Here is a 16029-nt window from a genome sequence, read left to right as displayed (position 1 = left end):
CCTAGACCCCCGCCAGATGATGCAGCACGATGCCCGAGGTGGTGGCGACGTTGAGGCTGTCGAAGCCCTCCGCCATGGGGATGGCCACCGTGCGCACCCGCGCCATCACGTCCGCCGGAAGGCCCGGCCCCTCGGTGCCGAACAATGCGGCGACGCGCGGCGGGCGATCGAGGCGGGAGAGGGTTTCCTGCCCGGACGGGGACAGCGCCACGGCCTCGAACCCCCGCTCGGAAAGCAGCTCGATGAGCACGCCGGCATCCCGCACCCGCGCGAACGGCACCACGAGGCTCGCCCCCACGGAGACGCGGATGGCCTTGCGGTAGAGCGGATCGCACGAGGCGTCATCGAGGATCACCGCATCGGCGCCGAAGGCCGCCGCATTGCGGAAGATGCCACCCATATTGTCGTGATTGGTGAGGCCGAGGGCCGCCACCACCAGCGCCCGTGGCCCCAGCCCATCCAGCAGCGCGCCCACGTCCGGCAGCGGCCGCGCCGTGCCCAGCGCGAGGATGCCGCGATGGATGTGAAAGCCGACGATGGCGTCCATCACCGGCTGCGGCGCCACGTAAACGGGCAGGTCTTCCGGCAGTGCGGCGATGAGGTCGGACAGCCGCTCCGCCTGCGCCTGCGACAGCAGCACGGAGGTGAGGCGATGGCCGCCGCGCGTGCCCAGCCGGCCGGCGAGCAGGCGCAGCACCACCTCGCCCTCGGCCATGAAGCCGCCCTGCCGGCCCACGAGATCGCGCTCGCGCACCTCGCGGAAGCCGGCGATGCGGGGATCGTCGGCCTCGGTCACCGGAACGATCATAGGGGCCGGCGCTTCACCGGCACGGGGGCGCAGGTGCTGGCGCGCACCACCAGCTCGGGCGTCATCTCCGCCCGCTCCACGGGACGACCGGGATCAGCGATGCGCTTGAGGGCCAAGGTTGCGGCGGCGCGGCCGTATTCGGGAATGAAGGTGTGCACCGTGGTGAGCGGGGGGTACCACACCCGCGCCTCCTCGATGTCGTCATAGCCGACAAGGGAGAAATCGCGGCCCGCGAGAAGACCGGCCGCCTGCAGCTCCATCAGCGCGCCGAAGGCGGAGAGGTCGTTGAAGCACACGGCGGCGGTGGGCGGCTCGTCCAGCGCGAGGAGGCGCGCCATGGCCTTGCGGCCTTCCGCGCGCAGGCCCGGCCCCTCCATCACCAGCGTCGGATCGAAGGGAATGCCGGCCGCGGCAAGGCCCGCCTTGTAACCGGCGAAGCGCTTGCGGCCGGTGGAGATGGCGCCGAAGCCGCCGATCATGCCGATGCGCCGGTGGCCCAGTTCCACCAGATGCGCGACGCCCAGCGCCACGCCCGTCACGTCGTCCGAGCCGGCGAAATCGAAGCCGGAGCCCTCGATCTCGCGCGTCACCTGCACCACGGCGATGCCGGTGGAGGCGAGCGCCTTCAGGTCCTCCACCCGCGAATGCGCGGCCGGCGAAACGAGAAAGGCGTCGGGCCGGTATTCCGCCAGCGTGCCCAGCGTGCGGGTCTGGCGCGCCACATCCTCCTGGCTGACCCCCAGCAGCACGGTCTTGCCCGCCTCGGAGAGGGCATCCTCCACCGCCGCCAGAAGCTCGGTGAAGGAGGGGTTCACGATGTCATGCAGACCGAGGGCGACGATGTTGGTGCGTGCCGTGCGCAGCGCTGCGGCACCGCGATTGGCCACATAGCCGCGCGCCCGCGCCGCCTCCTGCACCTTGAGGCGCGTCGCCTCGGCGACCATGGGGCTGTCGCGCAGGGCCAGAGAGATGGTGGCCGTGGACAGGCCCAGCTCCCGGGCGAGGCCCTGCAGCGTCACCTTGCCGATGGGCGCACCGGCGGGAGATGCACCGGGGTGAGCGGCACCCGGCGGAGGAGGATTCGTCTCGTCCATGGGCCATCCCTATAGCGGATCTGTCGCGTCTCGCGCCGTCCTTTCGGTCATGCTAAACGATTTAGCGACAACAGCAACGACAGCTGCGACGATACGAATCGGGAGGATGCCATGGCGGGTACGCGGGTTGGTTTCATCGGGGTCGGCCTCATGGGCCACGGCATGGCGAAGAACATCCTCGCCAAGGGCTTTCCCCTCGCCGTCATGGGCCACCGCAACCGCGCGCCGGTGGAAGATCTGGTCTCCCGCGGCGCGACCGAGGTGAAGACCCCCGCCGAGATGGCGGCCCAGTGCGACGTGATCGTGCTCTGCGTCACCGGTGCGCCGCAGGTGGACGAGGTGCTCAACGGCGAGAACGGCATCCTGAAGACCGCCAAGGCCGGCCTCCACATCATCGACACCTCCACCTCCGAGCCGACGCTGACCATGGCGCTGGCGGCGAAGCTGGCGCAGGACGGTATCTTTCTCTGCGACGCGCCGCTGGGCGGCACGCCCATCCAGGCGGAGGAAGGCGCCCTTTCCGCCATGGTGGGGGCGGACGACGCGGCGTTCGCGGTGATCGAGCCGGTGGTGGCGGCCTTCGCCAGCCGCATCGTGCGCGTGGGCGCGCCGGGCGCGGGACACACCATGAAGCTGCTCAACAACTTCCTGTCGCTGGGCTACGGCGCCATCTATGCCGAGGCGCTGGCCATCGCCGGCAAGGTGGGCGTCACGGCGGAGGTGTTCGACAGCGTCATCCGCGGCTCGCGCATGGATTGCGGCTTCTACCAGACCTTCATGGGCTACGTGCTGGACGCGAACGTGAACGCCCACCGCTTCACCATCACCAACGCCCACAAGGACATGCGCTACGTCACCAACCTCGCCACCAACACCGGCGCTTCCGCCTTCATCAGCGCCACGGTGAAGAACCTCTATGCGGCGGCCGAGGGCCTCGGCAACGGCGGCAAGAACGTGCCGCAGATCACCGACGTGCTGGCGCAGATGAACGGCCTGCCCACCGTGCTCGAGCTGAAGGCGGCGGCCGAGTAGCGTTACCGCAATTTACCGTCGCCCCGGCCCGGATTCACACTTCCGACACCGCCGCGCGCCAGCCTTCCCCGGGCATGGCGTGCGGCGCAATGACTCACGGGCAAGGCGGAACCTTCCGGCCCCGAAAGCATTTGCCGCCATATCGCGCCCCCTACCGGGAGAGCGCCGGCAGGCGATGGGATCGGGAGGCTGCCAGACGTGTCGCAGACCGGGCAACGATTGGTGAGCATCGATTTCTGGCGGGGCTTCGCCCTGCTGACGATCTTCATCAACCATATTCCCGGCCACGTCTTCGGCGGCTTCACCTATCGCAACTTCGGCTTCTCGGACGCGGCGGAACTGTTCGTCTTCCTCGCCGGCATCTCCGCCGCCTTCGCCTATCTCAGGCCCTTCTCCGCCGGCGAGCGCGTGCGCACCACGGCGCGGGTGTGGATGCGCGCCTTCACGCTTTATGCCGCCCATCTGGTGCTGGTGGTGATGTCTGTCGTGGTGGTGGGCGGCTTCGTGGTGCTCACGGGTGACGAGCGGATGCTCGAATGGATGCACCTCGACATCATCCCGCAATATCCGCTGGAATCCCTCGTGGGCATCGGGCTGCTCACCTACCAGCCGGGCTATCTCAACATCCTGCCGCTCTATGTGGGTCTCCTGCTGCTGGCGCCGATCCTGCTGCTGCTGGCGCGGCGCAGCCTCGGGCTGGCCCTTGTGGCCTCGCTCACGCTCTATCTCGTCACCCAGCTCGCCGACCTCGCCTTGCCGGTGTGGCCGGGGGCGGGGGGCTGGTTCTTCAATCCGCTGGCGTGGCAGCTCCTCTTCACCTGCGGCCTCGTGATCGGCGCGCTGATGGATCGCGGCCTGCGCTCCGCCGCCCACCGGGTGCTGGACATCGCCGCGCCGCTCTATCTGCTGGTGGCGCTGGTGTGGGCGACGCTCGGCTATCCGGTGACGCCCGACCTCTCCCCCGTGCCGCCCTTCCTGTGGGATTTCGACAAGACCAACCTCGCCCTGCCTCGCCTGCTGCATGTGCTGGCGCTGGCCTATTGCGTGTCGCGCCTGCCGCTGGAAGCCTGGCTGAAGAAGAGCGCGTCGGCCGCGCCGCTCATCCTCATGGGCCGGCATGCGCTGCCGGTGTTCAGCCTCGGCACCGTGCTCAGCCTCGGCGCGCAGGTGGTGCGCCCCCTCGCCGATGGCGCGCTGGCCGTGGATTTGCTAATTGTTGCCGCAGGTTTCTCGCTCCAGTGGTCCCTCGCATGGGCACTCGAATGGCAGCGCCGCGATCGCGCCCCGGCGCGGCAGGCGGCGCCGGTCCCGGCTTCACCGGCCGTGGCGCTCGCGCCCGGGCCGTGAGGCGCGCGGGCGGCGCTTTTCTCGCCGTCTGGCTCCTGCTGTGCCCGCTCACGGCCGGGGCCACGATCTCCAGCGCCTGCCGGGTGCCCGACATCTTCCTCGCCTTCGACAGCGATCTCGTCCGCACCGAGCGGCTGGTGGACCGCTCCGCCCCCGTGCGCATCCTGATGATCGGCCCCCAGCCCGACCGTCAGGCGCTGTCGGACAAGAAGCGCAGCCGCCTTGAGACGGAGCTGAGCAACCGCCTGCCCAACATCACCTTCACCATCATCGACGAGGGCGCGACGCAGGGCCTCGCACGGGATGATTTCGGCCGCATCCGCTCCGCCGTGGAACGGGTCGCGCCGGACCTCATCATCTGGCAGGTGGGCACCGCCGATGCCCTTGCCGCCACCGATCCCGAGAGCTTCGCCCACACGCTGGAGCAGGCCGCCGACTGGCTGCGCGGGCGCAACATCGACCTCGTGCTCATCGACCCGCCCTTCGTGCCGGGCGTGGACCACGAGCACCTCTACGGCCGCATCGTGAAGCAGATCGACGCGGTGTCGGACCGGGAGCGCATGAACGTGGTGCAGCAATACGGCGCCACCTCCTATCTCCAGTCCTCCGCCCGCTCCCCGGCCGAGGGCCGCGCCTGCATGGCGGAACTGGTGGCAGAGGCCATCGTGAAGGCCGTGACGAGATAGGTTCCGCAAGGTTTTCCCTTCACCCGCCCTTAACCCATTGCCGCCATTCTCACGATCGTGAGTAAGCGTTGCGTAGGGTTGCGTCATGCGTAGTGTGGCCAAGGGGGCGGCCGGGCGGACGGCGCGTCAATGTCGTCCGGAGTATCCCGCAATCGCCCCCTTGGCGGCCCCACCGGCCGCACCAAGGAAGGCGGCTTCTTCGGGAGCGGTTTCGGACCGTGCTCTCCCCCTCAATGAAATTCTGATCGGCGACACCATCGCCCGCATGGCGGCCCTGCCCGCCGGCTCGGTGGATCTCGTCTTCGCCGATCCGCCCTACAACCTCCAGCTCGGTGGCGAGCTGAAGCGGCCGGACGAAAGCCGCGTGGACGCGGTGGACGACCATTGGGACCAGTTCGAGAGCTTCGCGGCCTATGATGCCTTCACCCGCGCCTGGCTGCTCGCCGCGCGGCGGGCGCTGAAGCCCAACGGCACGCTCTTCGTCATCGGCTCCTATCACAACATCTTCCGCGTCGGCGCGCTGATGCAGGATCTGGGCTTCTGGATCCTCAACGACATCATCTGGCGCAAGGCGAACCCCATGCCCAACTTCCGGGGCCGGCGCTTCACCAATGCGCACGAGACCCTGATCTGGGCCGCCCGCAGCGCCGATTCGAAATACACCTTCAATTACGAGGCGCTCAAAGCCGGCAACGAGGATGTGCAGGTGCGCTCCGACTGGCTCTTCCCGCTCTGCACCGGGCAGGAGCGGCTGAAGGACGAGAAGGGTCGCAAGCTCCATCCCACCCAGAAGCCCGAGGCACTGCTCGCCCGCGTGCTGCTGTCCTCGACCAAGCCCGGCGACGTGGTGCTCGACCCCTTCTTCGGTTCCGGCACGACGGGCGCGGTGGCCAAGCGCCTGCGCCGGTCCTTCATCGGCATCGAGCGCGAAGAGACCTATGCCGATGCGGCGCGCGCCCGCATCGACGCCGTGGAGCCGCTGTCGGAAGAGGCGCTGGTCGCCCCGCCGAGCGCGCGGGAAGCGCCGCGTGTGGCTTTCTCCGCCCTGGTGGAGCGCGGCCTCGTCACCCCCGGCGCCGAACTCACCGACGCCAAGGGCCGATTCCGCGCCGTGGTGCGGGCGGATGGCACCATCTCCCTCGCCGACAGCCCGAACGTGGGCTCCATCCACCGCGTCGGTGCCCTCGCCCAGGGGGCGGAGGCCTGCAACGGCTGGACCTTCTGGCACGTGGAAGAAGCGGGCCGCCGCCATCCCATCGACATCCTGCGGGCGCGCCTCAGGGCCGAGATGGGCATCGCCGCCGAATAGCTCAGAAGCGGTAGTTCACCCCCGCGCGGACGACGTTGAAAGCGTAATCCGACGATGCGGCGATGACGAACTCCGGCACCGGGTTGGCCGGGCTGTTGGCAAGCGGGAAGGTGCTGCTGCCAAGGTTCACATAGAGATATTCCGCCTTCACCGACCAATGGGCGTCGATGCGCGTCTCCGCGCCGCCGCCCACGGTCCAGCCCCAGCGGGTGGAAGAGGACGAACCCGCCCAGGCATATTGCGCGCCGTTGGCGCCGCCGATGAAAAGGTTCGTGCCCCCATCGCCGAAGGCGAGGCCGCCGGTGGCATAGAGCAGCGTCGCCCCCACCGCATAGCCGAGCCGAGCCCGCACCGTGCCGAACCAGTCGCCGGTCAGCACATAGTCCTTGACGATGAACTGGCCGGGATTGACCAGCGAGGGGAGGATTTCGCTCCCGGCCTGGCTCCGGTCGGCATAGGCGAAATCGGCCTCGAGGCCGGCCACCACCGCGTTCCACTGCCAATTGTAGCCGACGGTCGCTCCGGCGGTGAAGCCGGTGGAGGAGCCGCCCAGCGCCGTCTCATACTGGATCGCATGCTTCACGGGATCGGACTGCAGGAAGGTGCCGCCGAGCTGAGGCGTGACGGTGGAGGCATCGATCACCGCGCCGGCGGTCACGCCCGCATAGAAGCCCTGCCAGGAGAGTGGCGCGGCGGCCGCCGCAGGCGCCGGCGCCTTCACCGCAAGATCTGCCGCGCACACCGGTGCGCATGTTGCCATCACGGCCGCAATAGCCAGTCCGAACCGCATTTTCTGCCCCCAGTGCCCGCAAACACGAGCTTAGCTTTAAAGGGCTCATGATGCCCTATGCAAGTACCCTCCGCCTGTCGCGTCTCATTGATCGTCGAGATGCGCGAGCACCTTGCGCATGACCGAGGGCAGCGCCTCCGCATCGAACCCCTCCGGCCGCACCCAGCGGTGCCCCTCCGGCGCAGGCGTCGTGGCAGGGAGATCGGCGCGCAGCACCTTCAGCGTCAGCGCGAAATGGGTGAAGACGTGCTCCACCGCGCCGGGCAGCGCCCGCCAGCGGGCTTTGAGCGGCGCGTGGCTCTCCGGCGCCTCCGGCTTCGGGCCCCAGGGGGTGGAGGGCACCTCCGTCATCTTCGCCAAGAGCCCCTTGTCCGGCCGGGTGCGCAGCAGCACCGCGCCATCCGCCCGAACGGCGAGGAAGGCGACGCCCTCCCGCTTCGGCTTGTCGCCCTTGGGCGCCTTCACCGGATAGAGCGCGGCATCCCCCGCCGCCCGCGCCTCGCACGGCTCCATCCACGGGCAGAGCGAGCAGGCGGGCGAGCGCGGCGTGCAGATGGTGGCGCCGAGGTCCATCATCGCCTGCGCGAAATCGCCGGGGCGCTGCGCCGGCGTGAGCGCGGCGGCCAGCGCCTTGATTCGCGGCTTGGCACCGGGCAGCGGCTCGGCCACCCGATAAAGCCGTGAGACGACGCGCTCGATATTGCCATCCACCGGGCTCGCCTTGAGGTCGAAGGCGATGGAAGCGATGGCCGCCGCCGTGTAGGGGCCGATGCCGGGCAGGTCCAGCAGGGCCGCCTCGTCGTCCGGAAAGCGCCCGCCATGGCGCGCCACCACCGCCTGCGCGCAGGCATGCAGGTTGCGGGCGCGGGCGTAGTAGCCGAGCCCCGCCCAGGCCGAGAGCACCTCCTCCAGCGGCGCGGCGGCGAGGTGCGAGACCGTGGGCCAGCGGGCGAGGAAGCCGGTGAAATACGGGCCCACCGCCTTCACCGTGGTCTGCTGGAGCATGATCTCGGAGAGGAAGACGTGGTAGGGGTCCGCCTGCCGGCCCGGCTCGGCCCGCCAAGGCAGGCGGCGGCGGTGGCGGTCGTACCAGGCGAGGAGCGCCGAAGGGGCCGGGGTTCCGGATCTGGAATTTCGGGCACCGCTTGCGGCCGCGCGTGCGGCGGGGGAGGATGTCATGCGGCCAAGGTGGCCGCGCCCGCGTGCCGGGGCAAGAGGCTCCGACACCGCATTGTTTCATCGTCCCATCCGTCCGCCGGAGACGCCTTGAGCACGTCCAACTTCACCCGCCGCTATCGAGGCCCGCGCCCCCTCGCCGATTTCGTGGCGCCGGGGATCAGCGACCTGTGCGGCCGCGCCGGCTTCTCGGTGGTGGAGGTGGTGACCCATTGGGACGAGATCGTCGGCCCGGATCTCGCGCCCCGCTGCATCCCCCTCAAGCTGCAATGGCCGCGGGAGGACGGAGCGGCGGCGACCCTCGTGGTGCGGGTGGAAGGCGCCTACGCCATCGAGCTGCAATATGCCGCCGGCATCGTGGTGGAGCGAATCAACGCCTATTTCGGCTGGCGCTGCGTCGGCCGCCTCACCCTGCGCCAGGGCCCGGTGCCCCAGCGCCACGCGCCGCCGCCCGTGCCGCCGAAGCCGGACAAGGCGGCCATCGCCGCCGTGCGACACGAGATCGGCAGCTTCGAGGACGAGGCGCTGGCCGAGTCGCTCGCAAAGCTCGGCGCGCTGGTGCGGCGCGAGCAGCGCGGCGGCTAGGGGGCGGGGGGCCAAGCGGGCGCCAAGCGGCCGCGGGGGGTGCTAACCGGCCGGCGTTCACCCGTCCGTTATCTCGGGCGCGCGGCGCGGGCCTTTCCCGCCATAAGGGCGACATGATAGAGCGCGAAGGCTCTTTTGCAGGTTCGGCGGTGCGGTGCCGGACTGTTCCCGTTTCCCGTTCTGATGCCCTAACGGAACCGGCGATGCGGCCAAGACCAGGCAAGCCCAGGAAAGCCCGGGGAAGCCCGGTCGCCAGCCGCCGGACCATTCGGAGATGTCCATGATTGTCGATCGCCGCCGTTTCCTGGTCACCGCAGGTCTCGCCGCGCTGGCGGCCGGGCTCGGCCTGCCGCTCTCCTTCGATCCCGCCGCGGCCCAGACCGTGGAGCAGGCCAAGCTGATCGCCCCCGAGGCGAGCCCGCTGCCGGAGAAGGCGCTGGGCAGCGCCACGGCGCCGGTCACGGTCATCGAATATGCCTCGATGACCTGCAGCCACTGCGCCGCCTTCCACACCGGCACCTTCCCCGAGCTGAAGAAGAAGTACATCGACACCGGCAAGGTGCGCTTCATCTTCCGCGAATTCCCGTTCGAGCCGGTGGCCACGGCTGCCTTCATGCTCGCCCGATGCATGCCCGAGGACAAATATTTCCCCATGGTCTCGACCCTGTTCGAGACGCAGAAGACCTGGGCCTACAGCACCGATCCGGCCGCCGGCCTCCTCGCCGTGGCCAAGCAGGCCGGCATGAGCCAGGCCGATTTCGAGAAGTGCCTCACCGACCAGCAGCTCGGCGAGAAGGTGCAGGAAAGCGCCCTCTACGCCAACAAGGAGCTGGGCGTGAACGCGACCCCCACCTTCTTCATCAATGGCAAGAAGGTCTCCGGCGCCCTCGGCATCGCCGAATGGGACAAGGAACTGGCGCCGCTGCTCGCCGGCAAGTGAATTCGCCAGCCTGATCTAGAAGGGCCGGTGCGCTGCGCCGGCCCTTTTTATTTGCGTGTTGCTGACGCTCAGGCGCCGCGCGGGCTTTCACGCCGCCCGGAGCTTCTTCTCCACATAGCGGCTTTCCTGCGTGCGCCCGCCATAGCCATAGGCATCGGCCTTCACCTCGCGCACGAGGATGTAGCTCTCCTCATCCAGATCCGGCAGCAGGCCGGACATGGCGGCGAAGACGGCTTCCAGATAGGCGGCCTTCTCGTCCTTGGTATTGGTGCCGTCCACCACCAGGATGTCGAGGGAGAAGGACGAACGGGCCTTCGCCGACAGCGCCTCTCCGCCCACGAACCAGTGTTCGGCCGGGACGAAGGAGACGGCCACCGCCGTCACCTTCGGGTCCTTGCGCAGGATGCGGGCGGTGAGACCGGACAGGGTGGCGGCGACATTCGCCGCGAGGGCGTCGTCCGGGGCGCCGGACAGCTTCACGTTCAGGATGGGCATTTCGTCCTCCAGGGCTTCCATCGGTGCAGCGATGGCTTCTTGTAGGCCGCCCAAATCCATGAGAAAAATTGAATTCTAAAATTCCAGAGATTTGCTAATCTCATATCATGATCCGCAATCTCGACCTCGACCTCATCCGCAGCTTCGCCGCCGTGGCCGATCTCGGCTCCATCTCCGCGGCGGCGCGGAAGGTCGGACGCAGCCAATCCGCGGTGAGCCTCCAGATGGACCGGCTCGCCGAGGCCGTGGGCTTCTCCCTTCTGGAGCGGCGCGGGCGGGCGGTGTCACCCACCCTGCGCGGCGCCGCCTTCCTGGAGGATGCGCGGCGCCTGCTCGATCTCAACGACCGCATCCTCACCCAGCACGTCCACGGCGCCTTCGCCCAGCCGCTGCGCCTGGGCTTCGTGCAGGACGTGGGCGAGCAGGTGCTCCAGCGCATCCTCTACCGGCTTTCCGCGAGCTTCCCGCAGGCGCCCATCACGGTGCGCGTCTGCACCACATCCACCATGCTCGACATGCTGCGGGCCGAGGAGCTGGACGTCGCCGTGGGCTTTCGCAGCGAGAGCGAATTGCCCGCCTCCCTGCTGCTGCGCGAATCCATGGTGTGGATCGCCGCGCGCCACCTTCGCCTCGACCGTGAGGCGCCGGTGCCCCTCGTGCTGTTCGAGCACCCGTGCTCCTGCCGCACGGCCGCCATTGCCGCGCTGAATGCCGCCGGGCGGCCGTTCCGCATCGCCTTCACCAGCCCCAGCCTGCCGGGGCTGATGGCGGCCGTGGGGGCGGGCATGGGCGTCACCGTGCGCTCGCCCCGGGCGCTCAGGCCCGACCTCGCCATCGTCGCCGATCTCGACCGCGCGGCGCTGCCGGACATGGAATTCCTGCTCTACACCCGCCCCGGCGTCCGCCCCCCGGCGCTCCAGAAGGTGGAGGAGGTGCTGCAGGAAGAATTGCGGCGCGAGCATCCGTTGTACGCGGTGGCCTAAGCCCGCGCGGCGCCTGAGCGAGGGCAACGCCCCCAAGCCCGCGCGGCGCTTGAGCGAAGACAAAGCGAAAACCCCGCGCGGAGATTGAGCGGAGGCAACGCATAACTCGCCCCAACTGGACAGGCCGGGACGAACCCGGCACCCTTTTCTGATCGTTCGGTCCGGGACTGCCCCTTTTCGAGCCCGGCGGAGATTGCCGCGATGACCACCCCACAGCCGCCCCTGAAGGCGTCCCCCGCCTTCCCGTTCGACAATTCCTATGCCCGCGACCTCGCCGGCTTTTATGCGCCCGTCCTGCCGACGCCGGTGGAGGCGCCGGCCCTTGTGAAGGTCAATACCGCCCTCGCCGAGCTGCTGGGCCTCGACCCCGCCGACCTTGCGACCCCCGAAGGCGTCGCGGTTTTCGCCGGCCTTGCGGTGCCGGAGGGGGCGGAGCCCATCGCGCTCGCTTATGCCGGGCACCAGTTCGGCCATTTCTCGCCGCAGCTCGGCGATGGTCGCGCCATCCTGCTCGGCGAGGTGGTTGGCCGGGACGGGCTACGCCGCGACATCCAGCTCAAGGGCTCCGGCCCCACCCCCTTCTCCCGACGCGGCGACGGGCGAGCCGCGCTCGGGCCGGTGCTGCGGGAATATATCGTCAGCGAGGCCATGGCGGCGCTGGGCATTCCCACCACGCGGGCGCTGGCGGCGGTGACCACCGGCGAGCGCGTGGTGCGCGATCGCGCCCTGCCCGGCGGCGTGCTGGCGCGGGTGGCGGCGAGCCACATCCGCATCGGCACCTTCCAGTTCTTCGCCTCCCGCAAGGCGTTCGATGCGGTGAAGCAGCTCGCCGACTACACCATCGCCCGCCACTATCCCGACCTCGTGGAGGCGGAGAACCCTTATCTCGCCTTGCTCGACGGCGTGATCGGCCGGCAGGCGGCGCTGGTGGCGCGCTGGCTGTGCGTCGGCTTCATCCACGGGGTGATGAACACGGACAACATGTCGGTGTCGGGCGAGACCATCGATTACGGCCCCTGCGCCTTCATGGACGCCTACGACCCCAACACGGTCTTTTCCTCCATCGACGAGATGGGGCGCTATGCCTATGGCAACCAGCCGGACATCGCCCACTGGAACCTCGCCCGCTTCGCCGAGTGCCTCATCCCGATCATGGGGGACGACCGGGAGGCCGCCATCGCCGCCGCCAATGCGGCGCTGGGCACCTTCCCGAAGCGCTTCTATGCCGCCTACCACGCCGGGCTTGCCGCCAAGATCGGCCTGCCGGAAGCGAGCGAAGAGGATGTCGCCCTCGCCCATGACCTCCTCAACGTGATGATCGGCTCCAAGGCCGACTTCACCCTCACCTTCCGCCGCCTCGGCGCGCTGGCGGAGGACGCGGACGCGGGCGGGCCGGTGCGCGACCTGTTCCTCGACCGGGAAGCCTTCGACACCTGGGCCGAACGCTGGCGCGCCCGCCTCGCCGAGACGGGGCGGTCCGGTACCGAGATCCGCGCGGGGATGGATGCGGTGAACCCGCTCTTCATCCCCCGCAACCATCTGGTGGAAGAGGTCATCGCCGCCGCCATCGAGCGCGGCGACCTTGGCCCCTTCGAGCAGCTGAACGCGGTGCTGGCGCGGCCCTATGCGGATCAGCCGGAGTTCGCCGCCTATGCCGGGCTGCCGCCGTCCATGGAGGGGTATCGGACGTTCTGCGGGACGTGAGGGGGGTCTCTCTCCGCTGATTCTTTGCCTATCGGCAAGCAGCGGGACGACAACCTTGCACAGGCAAACTCGCTTACAGGCCCAATATTATACAGCCTAGATTTCCAATCATTTCCGCGACCAACAGCCCACACCAAGAGACCATAAATCAATTAAATAGAAATAAATTTCCATATTTCGCAAGTAAATCTAAAAATTATGGACATGAAATTTATTATTATGCTCAAACTCATTAATACGATTCCGGACACCATTAGAATAAATACTATTACTCGTAATTTAAATTGATCATATGATCTCAACTCCAGATCGGCATCGTATATCTGCATTGAATGAAGTTTTATGTCTATAATATTTTTATGATAAGAATAAATATTATTTATACTTTTTATATATTTATCTATAATTTCTAATTGAATTTTTGCCCATATTATTCTATCACCCGGCATATCGATCGGCGGATCAGACTCAAATCTGACAATTAGATTGGATAAAAGCCCTCTCCTTGATACAAGAAAATCGAAATCCGTTATAAAACACCAATCAAAAACCATTTCCTGTTTTGTTCGTGGCAGCCTGAATTCTGGCGTTGATAAAATGTACGGCAAACAATATCCAGAAAAGAACAATATTGCACCAAAAAACAAAGAATTCAGCTTCCATCCAGGGTAGAAAATGTAAATAATAGAATTATTGTTCCCAATAAGCATAATAGATATCGAAAATATTGTTAATGATTTTGATATATATGAAGACCTAATTGAATTAATTGATTTCCACCCAATCTTTCCTGCAAAAAATGATTTTCTCTTCATAACAGGCCTGCTGCATTCGGCCTGATTGAATCAGCAATACCTCGCCAAGCCTCGCGTATAGCGCCTGAAAAACTGAAATAAAATGTATATTGAGAATCAAAATTCTTAATAAGAGACTGAATCCGGTCAGATGATCCAAATTCCTGAAAAAATCTCCGTCGAGGATAATAGCTATCAAAATATACCGGAGTCTGAATAATTCCAGTCCAGCTGATTTCACCTTTTAGATATATTCTTCTCCCTACTGTTGCTGGATTATCACCGATAGAAGAGGCGACGAAAAGTAATTTTGCTAGGCTTTCGTCTCCGCAATCTTTAAGGCAAAATCCTGGAGGATCAATATAAAGCGCTGCGCCATTCCCTGGGCATTCAACCCAACAATCGGGATGATCGGGAGAACAGTGCCTTTGCATGACTTCCACCCAAGAGAGCTCCAACAATCGACAAAATCGTGCACAGGCTAAGGGGTTTTGTCAAACCGTCGATCACTGGAAGCGATGGCGCTTAAAGAGTTTATCCAACGAGAAGCTTTTGATCGCTATTTCCCGAATTAAAAAGCCCGGCCTCTCGGCCGGGCTCTTCGATACCTCAGAGGAAATCTTTCGAGCTAGATAGCTCTCAGAAGTCCATGCCGCCCATGCCACCCATGCCGCCGCCGGGCATGGAGGGCATGCCGCTGTCGCGCTTGGGCAGCTCGGCGACCAGCGCCTCGGTGGTGACGATCAGGGCCGCGATGGAGGCGGCGTCCTGGAGGGCGGTGCGCACGACCTTGGCCGGATCGACGATGCCGGCGGCGATCATGTCCACATACTCTTCCGTCTGGGCGTTGAAGCCGAAGGACGGATCGTTGGACTCCTGCACCTTGCCCACCACGATGGAGCCTTCCACGCCGGAATTCTCGGCGATCTGGCGGATGGGGGCCTCAAGGGCGCGCAGGACGATCTTGATGCCGGCCTTGATGTCGGCGTTGTCGGAGGTGACCTTCTCCACCGCCGCCTTGGCGCGGAGCAGGGCGACGCCGCCGCCGGGGACGATGCCCTCTTCCACCGCAGCGCGGGTGGCGTTGAGCGCGTCGTCAACGCGGTCCTTCTTCTCCTTCACCTCGACCTCGGTCGAGCCGCCGACGCGGATCACCGCGACGCCGCCCGCGAGCTTGGCCAGACGCTCCTGGAGCTTCTCGCGGTCGTAGTCCGAGGAGGTCTCCTCGATCTGCGCCTTGATCTGGTTCACGCGGGCCTCGATGTCGGCCTTCTCGCCGACGCCGTCCACGATGGTGGTCTTTTCCTTCTCGAGGATGACCTTCTTCGCGCGGCCGAGCTGGGCGATGGTGACGTTCTCGAGCTTGATGCCGAGATCCTCGGAGATCACGGTGCCGCCGGTGAGGATGGCGATATCCTCGAGCATCGCCTTGCGGCGATCACCGAAGCCGGGAGCCTTCACGGCCGCGACCTTCAGGCCGCCGCGCAGCTTGTTGACCACGAGGGTGGCGAGCGCCTCGCCTTCCACGTCCTCAGCGATGATGACGAGGGGACGACCGGTCTGCACCACGGCCTCAAGGACCGGCAGGATCGGCTGGAGGCCGGAGAGCTTCTTGTCGAAGATGAGCAGGAAGGGCTCTTCCAGGTCGGCGATCATCTTCTCCGCATTCGTGATGAAATAGGGAGAGAGATAGCCGCGGTCGAACTGCATGCCTTCGACCACTTCGAGCTCGGTCTCGGCGGTCTTGGCTTCCTCGACGGTGATGACGCCTTCGTTGCCCACGCGCTGCATGGCGCCGGCGATCATCTCGCCGATGGAGGCATCGCCGTTGGCGGAGATGGTGCCAACCTGCGCGACTTCGGCGGAGGAGGAGACCTTCTTGGCGCGGGCGCGGATGTCGGCGATGGCCGCGGCGACGGCGAGGTCGATGCCGCGCTTCAGGTCCATCGGGTTCATGCCGGCGGCGACCGACTTGGCGCCTTCCTTCACGATGGCCTGGGCCAGAACGGTGGCGGTGGTGGTGCCGTCGCCGGCGAGATCGTTGGTCTTGGAGGCGACCTCACGCACGAGCTGGGCGCCGAGGTTCTCGAACTTGTCCTCGAGCTCGATCTCCTTGGCCACCGACACACCGTCCTTGGTGATGCGGGGGGCGCCGAAGCTCTTCTCGATGACCACGTTGCGGCCCTTGGGGCCGAGGGTCACCTTCACCGCATTGGCGAGGATGTCGACGCCGCGCAGCAGCTTCTCGCGCGCGTCCGAGGAGAACTTTACTTCTTTGGCAGCCAT

General features: G+C 66.3%; 15 protein-coding genes. 8 read left to right on the top strand and 7 right to left on the bottom strand.

Going from position 1 to position 16029, the window contains the following annotated elements:
- Window position 1: 1 nt before the first annotated feature.
- The gene (locus tag V5F74_RS19950; protein ID WP_029556597.1) at window positions 2-808 is read right to left on the bottom strand and encodes a TrmH family RNA methyltransferase; all 807 of its coding nucleotides are present in this window, start codon (window positions 806-808) and stop codon (window positions 2-4) included.
- Window positions 805-1902: a LacI family DNA-binding transcriptional regulator gene (locus V5F74_RS19945; RefSeq protein WP_051678941.1), complete on the bottom strand. Its 1098-nt coding sequence runs from the start codon at window positions 1900-1902 to the stop codon at window positions 805-807. Before V5F74_RS19945 ends, V5F74_RS19950 begins: the two co-directional genes overlap by 4 nt.
- 18 nt (window positions 1903-1920) lie before the next feature.
- On the opposite strand from V5F74_RS19945, the gene V5F74_RS19940 reads away from it, so the two are divergent.
- The 4 genes from V5F74_RS19940 (at window position 1921) to V5F74_RS19925 (ending at window position 6276) form a co-directional block, all read left to right on the top strand.
- Entirely contained in the window at window positions 1921-2934 is a 1014-nt protein-coding gene (locus V5F74_RS19940) for an NAD(P)-dependent oxidoreductase (RefSeq protein WP_280938457.1), read from the top strand.
- Window positions 2935-3156: 222 nt separating this feature from the next.
- Window positions 3157-4281, top strand: coding sequence for an OpgC family protein (locus V5F74_RS19935; RefSeq protein WP_394009788.1), 1125 nt, complete (start codon window positions 3157-3159; stop codon window positions 4279-4281).
- Window positions 4278-4967: an SGNH/GDSL hydrolase family protein gene (locus tag V5F74_RS19930; protein ID WP_156026285.1), complete on the top strand. Its 690-nt coding sequence runs from the start codon at window positions 4278-4280 to the stop codon at window positions 4965-4967. Before V5F74_RS19935 ends, V5F74_RS19930 begins: the two co-directional genes overlap by 4 nt.
- Window positions 4968-5052: 85 nt before the next feature.
- Window positions 5053-6276 carry a site-specific DNA-methyltransferase gene (locus V5F74_RS19925; RefSeq protein ID WP_394009787.1) on the top strand — a complete coding sequence of 408 codons (1224 nt, stop codon included), beginning with the start codon at window positions 5053-5055 and terminating at the stop codon, window positions 6274-6276.
- Window position 6277: 1 nt separating this feature from the next.
- Here the strand turns inward: V5F74_RS19925 and V5F74_RS19920 are convergent, their stop codons facing one another.
- Window positions 6278-7036: an outer membrane protein gene (locus V5F74_RS19920; protein ID WP_394009786.1), complete on the bottom strand. Its 759-nt coding sequence runs from the start codon at window positions 7034-7036 to the stop codon at window positions 6278-6280.
- A 114-nt stretch (window positions 7037-7150) separates the two neighbouring features.
- The gene (gene mutY, locus V5F74_RS19915; RefSeq protein WP_394009785.1) at window positions 7151-8245 is read right to left on the bottom strand and encodes an A/G-specific adenine glycosylase; all 1095 of its coding nucleotides are present in this window, start codon (window positions 8243-8245) and stop codon (window positions 7151-7153) included.
- Window positions 8246-8332: 87 nt separating this feature from the next.
- Here mutY and V5F74_RS19910 point away from each other — a divergent pair, with 87 nt between their 5' ends.
- Both V5F74_RS19910 and V5F74_RS19905 read left to right on the top strand, forming a co-directional pair.
- Window positions 8333-8827, top strand: a complete 495-nt coding sequence (locus tag V5F74_RS19910; protein ID WP_394009784.1) for a DUF721 domain-containing protein — start codon at window positions 8333-8335, stop codon at window positions 8825-8827.
- A 280-nt stretch (window positions 8828-9107) separates the two neighbouring features.
- Window positions 9108-9767, top strand: a complete 660-nt coding sequence (locus V5F74_RS19905) for a DsbA family protein (protein ID WP_029556588.1) — start codon at window positions 9108-9110, stop codon at window positions 9765-9767.
- Between the two features lie 87 nt (window positions 9768-9854).
- On the opposite strand, the gene V5F74_RS19900 is transcribed toward V5F74_RS19905, so the two are convergent.
- Entirely contained in the window at window positions 9855-10262 is a 408-nt protein-coding gene (locus V5F74_RS19900; protein ID WP_394009783.1) for a tautomerase family protein, read from the bottom strand.
- Window positions 10263-10369: 107 nt separating this feature from the next.
- Between V5F74_RS19900 and V5F74_RS19895 the strand changes: the two genes are divergently transcribed.
- Entirely contained in the window at window positions 10370-11245 is an 876-nt protein-coding gene (locus tag V5F74_RS19895; protein ID WP_029556586.1) for a LysR substrate-binding domain-containing protein, read from the top strand.
- A 201-nt stretch (window positions 11246-11446) separates the two neighbouring features.
- Window positions 11447-12949: a protein adenylyltransferase SelO gene (locus V5F74_RS19890; protein ID WP_394009782.1), complete on the top strand. Its 1503-nt coding sequence runs from the start codon at window positions 11447-11449 to the stop codon at window positions 12947-12949.
- A gap of 811 nt (window positions 12950-13760) precedes the next feature.
- Here the strand turns inward: V5F74_RS19890 and V5F74_RS19885 are convergent.
- Window positions 13761-14186, bottom strand: coding sequence for a hypothetical protein (locus tag V5F74_RS19885; RefSeq protein WP_394009781.1), 426 nt, complete (start codon window positions 14184-14186; stop codon window positions 13761-13763).
- 196 nt (window positions 14187-14382) lie between these two features.
- The gene (gene groL, locus V5F74_RS19880) at window positions 14383-16029 is read right to left on the bottom strand and encodes a chaperonin GroEL (RefSeq protein ID WP_029556584.1); all 1647 of its coding nucleotides are present in this window, start codon (window positions 16027-16029) and stop codon (window positions 14383-14385) included.

Origin of the sequence: Xanthobacter aminoxidans, assembly GCF_043193615.1 — a bacterium.
Taxonomy (GTDB): Bacteria; Pseudomonadota; Alphaproteobacteria; order Rhizobiales; family Xanthobacteraceae; genus Xanthobacter; species Xanthobacter aminoxidans.
Note: the sequence above shows the minus strand (reverse complement) of the source record. Positions and strands in the feature narration are given on the sequence as shown.

What these genes read in the sequence shown, in the direction of transcription:
- V5F74_RS19950 (WP_029556597.1), bottom strand. Translation starts at nt 808, where the DNA reads ATGATCGTTCCGGTGACCGAGGCCGACGATCCCCGCATCGCCGGCTTC.
- V5F74_RS19945 (WP_051678941.1), bottom strand. Translation starts at nt 1,902, where the DNA reads ATGGACGAGACGAATCCTCCTCCGCCGGGTGCCGCTCACCCCGGTGCA.
- V5F74_RS19925 (WP_394009787.1), top strand. Translation starts at nt 5,053, where the DNA reads ATGCGTAGTGTGGCCAAGGGGGCGGCCGGGCGGACGGCGCGTCAATGT.
- V5F74_RS19920 (WP_394009786.1), bottom strand. Translation starts at nt 7,036, where the DNA reads ATGGCAACATGCGCACCGGTGTGCGCGGCAGATCTTGCGGTGAAGGCG.
- mutY (WP_394009785.1), bottom strand. Translation starts at nt 8,245, where the DNA reads ATGACATCCTCCCCCGCCGCACGCGCGGCCGCAAGCGGTGCCCGAAAT.
- V5F74_RS19905 (WP_029556588.1), top strand. Translation starts at nt 9,108, where the DNA reads ATGATTGTCGATCGCCGCCGTTTCCTGGTCACCGCAGGTCTCGCCGCG.
- V5F74_RS19900 (WP_394009783.1), bottom strand. Translation starts at nt 10,262, where the DNA reads ATGCCCATCCTGAACGTGAAGCTGTCCGGCGCCCCGGACGACGCCCTC.
- V5F74_RS19895 (WP_029556586.1), top strand. Translation starts at nt 10,370, where the DNA reads ATGATCCGCAATCTCGACCTCGACCTCATCCGCAGCTTCGCCGCCGTG.
- V5F74_RS19890 (WP_394009782.1), top strand. Translation starts at nt 11,447, where the DNA reads ATGACCACCCCACAGCCGCCCCTGAAGGCGTCCCCCGCCTTCCCGTTC.
- groL (WP_029556584.1), bottom strand. Translation starts at nt 16,029, where the DNA reads ATGGCTGCCAAAGAAGTAAAGTTCTCCTCGGACGCGCGCGAGAAGCTG.